This window comes from Pseudomonas fluorescens (assembly GCF_902497785.1).
GTDB classification, from domain to species: Bacteria; Pseudomonadota; Gammaproteobacteria; order Pseudomonadales; family Pseudomonadaceae; genus Aquipseudomonas; species Aquipseudomonas fluorescens_BO.
The window spans coordinates 1-2,196 of record NZ_CABVHK010000048.1; the positions used below are offsets into that span (position 1 = coordinate 1).

Below are 2,196 nucleotides of genomic sequence, written 5' to 3' on the forward strand. Positions count from 1 at the left end.
CGTAAGTGTCGAGCACCGAAGGCGCGGCATAACCGCGAAGGACCCAGGCCAGTTTCCAGGCCAGGTTGGCGCCATCTCGGAGCCCTGCGACAAGACCTTGTCCGACAAAGGGCGGGGTGATGTGCGCGGCATCGCCGGCGAGGAAAGTGCGTCCCTTGCTGAAGGTGTTGCAGCAACGCGCGTGGAATCGATAAACCGCTTTGCGCTCGATTTCCAGCTCCTGCGGGTCAATCCAGGGAGCGATCAGGCGGGCGATGCTTTCCGGGCTTTCCAGTTCCTCGCGCGATTCGCCGGGCTGGAGCATGAACTCCCAACGTTCCCTGCCGCCCGGGGCGGGCATGTGCGGCGTTGGACGCTGTGGATCACAGATAAACTCGATGTGATCAATCGCTGTTTGATGGCGGTTCTTGATATCGACAATGAGCCAGTCTTCCGCGTAGGTCTGTCCTTCGAATTCCTCGCCAATCAGTGCCCTGACCCTGGAGCTTGCGCCGTCCGCACCTACCAGATAACGGGCGCGGACGGAATGCATCTGGCCATTCTGATCGCGCAGGGTGGCAACCACACCGTCTGCCTCCTCGAGCAGGTTCTCGAGCTCGAAGCCCCCCAGGCTGTTCACTGATTTCAACCGGGAAACCTGGCTGCGCATCGCGTGTTCGAGGTCGGGTTGATAGAAGGTCACCAGTTTCGGATGGCCGTCGATACAGCCCGCCGTGTCGGCCCGACCGAATTGCCCGAGGACCGGGGAGTGCATCTTCACCTCAGGGATGGCGATCTTCTCGAATGCGTCGTCCGATAATCCTGCCAGTTGCAGGATGCGCAGCGCCTCGTTGTCCAGCGCAATGGCGCGGGGCATCAGCAACACCTCGTGGCTTTTGTCCAGCACCAGTGTCTCTATCCCATAGCGGCCGAGCAGCGCCGCGATGGTCGCACCGACCGGACCGTTGCCGACGATCAGCACATCGACGGTGGCAGGCGGCAGTTCGGAAAGGTTCTTGTTGTTGTTCATCTCGAGCCCTTGTTGTGATTGAAGTCGTGAGGCGCGCAGGTCTCATCGTCAGGCAGGGTCAAGATATGTAAAACTGAGACAAGTTTCAATATTGAATTATTTGTCATTAATCTTTCAGATCAATGACAGGTTTTGACGGAGCAAGTCGAGGCTGTTATCCAGCGCCTGGAGTTCAGCCTCGACCAAGGTGACGTTCGCGCCGTCAGTTTCGATCACCGAACCGCATCAGCAACCCTGTGGTGTTTCCCCCCTTGCCAGACGGGCGTTGATGTCTTCGATGATCGCCGGCAACTCGACGATGGTGTCGATCAAGTAGTGCGGACGAGAGCCTTCGAAAACCTTGACGATGCGGGCGCGTTCGGCGGCGAGTTTGTCGGCGGGCAGGGCCTTGTACTGATCGTAGGTCAAGCCCAGTGCGTTGCCGGAGCAGGTCAGCGCGACCGTCCACATTCCGGCACTGCGGCCTTCAAGGATTCCCGGCCAGGTGTCGTCAACCTTTACACAAGCGGCGACATCGCTGATGCCCAGCGCAATCACGTTGGCCAATGCCTGAGCCGGGTACGGGCGCCCATTGGGCACTTCATCGGTGGCCACCACATGGTCGGCGACGTAGCCGTTTTGCCGCGCCAGCTCGACCACTTTTGCCATGACGACCGCCGGATAACCCGAGCAGGAGCCGATTTTCAGGCCCTTGTCGCGCAAGGCATCGATGGCATCCAGGGCTCCGGGAATCAGCGCCGAATGCAGTGCGATCTTCTCGATCTGTAGCGGCATGAAGCGCTCGTAGAGCGCGGTCACGTCTTCATCCGTCGGCAAGCGATCGAACGCTGCGCGGTAGCGTTCGGCGATCTGTGGCTGGTTGCAGAGCGTGCGGATGTGGTCCCACTTGCCCATGCCCATCGGCCCGCGGGCTTCTTCGATGGAGACCTGGACGTCGAACTCGGCGAAGGCTTCGACAAAAATCTGCGTCGGGGCGAAGGAGCCGAAATCGACCACGGTGCCGGCCCAATCGAGGATAGCGGCCTGGAGTCTGGTTGGATTGGTGTAGTTCATGGTGATTTAATTCCTGTAATAACTGAATGTTGGAGAGCCGCTTATTTGTGGGAGCGAGCTTGCTCGCGATGCCGGTCTTTCATTCAACATTGATGTCGACTGAGCAGGCCTCATCGCGAGCAAGCTCGCTCCCA

The 2,196-nt window shown here is 59.6% G+C and carries 2 protein-coding genes; both read right to left on the reverse strand.

Annotated elements, in window-relative coordinates; all coding sequences use genetic code 11:
- A partial coding sequence (locus tag F8N62_RS31195) for an FAD-dependent monooxygenase (RefSeq protein WP_191632479.1) occupies positions 1–1,009 on the reverse strand: 1,009 nt, incomplete at its 3' end.
- A gap of 225 nt (positions 1,010–1,234) precedes the next feature.
- Positions 1,235–2,062 (reverse strand): phosphonoacetaldehyde hydrolase, encoded by an 828-nt coding sequence (gene phnX, locus F8N62_RS31200; RefSeq protein ID WP_150714191.1) that lies wholly within the window; start codon positions 2,060–2,062, stop codon positions 1,235–1,237.
- Between the last annotated feature and the right edge of the window lie 134 nt (positions 2,063–2,196).